The organism is Pseudescherichia vulneris (assembly GCF_902164725.1).
GTDB lineage: Bacteria > Pseudomonadota > Gammaproteobacteria > Enterobacterales > Enterobacteriaceae > Pseudescherichia > Pseudescherichia vulneris.
The window spans coordinates 137,846-138,440 of record NZ_LR607338.1 but is presented as its reverse complement, the minus strand read 5'-3'; the positions used below and the strand labels follow the sequence as shown (position 1 = coordinate 138,440).

The following is a 595-nucleotide window of genomic DNA, read 5'->3' as shown; positions in this document are numbered from 1 at the left end:
AGGGGAACTCCTGGCCGTGATAATCCCAGTAGTCTCCCTCTTCTTTTCCGAAGCGAAACAGCAACTCTTCTCCCGTCGGCCACACCCAGCGCAGTTCAGAGGCTGACGCCAGATACCGGGCGCCATCGTTAAACAGGCGATACATACGCTTCGACTGGGTGATAATGTCGGTGAGGTTTTTATACTCGGTATCGAATATCACGCCCCGCCAGAACGAGCCATAACCCAGACCAACGAGACGACGAAAGCGCGCCAGCTGCGCAGCGGTTTTACCGGGCCCGCGTGTTCCCTCGTAGAGGATTTCGTTACACGGGCAGCTCAAGGAGAGCGACTGCGATCCCGGCAAAGGTTTCCAGACGGCTTTGTAATTCATCCACCCAGAACCTCGCTCTGTTGCTTCTGCGCTGCTGCTTCCCAGTCGTCTACGTTATCGCAAGACGGTACCGGCATGATGCTGTGGGTTGCGATGACCTTCTGCTCCACCTGCTCTTTGAATGCCTGCACACGTACATGCTTACCGAGCAGCTCGAGGTTCTTAACTTTGTCAGGCCACTTAATCTTTTTGAGAATGGTCTCGGCTGTCTCTTCGTCGAAG

At 55.0% G+C, this 595-nt stretch carries 2 pseudogenes; both read right to left on the bottom strand.

The annotated features are described in order from the left end of the window. Positions 1-373, bottom strand: a pseudogene (locus tag FN633_RS00640) (terminase); the annotation flags it as partial. Next, positions 370-595: pseudogene (locus FN633_RS00635) on the bottom strand (terminase small subunit); the annotation flags it as partial. The pseudogenes FN633_RS00635 and FN633_RS00640, both read right to left, overlap by 4 nt.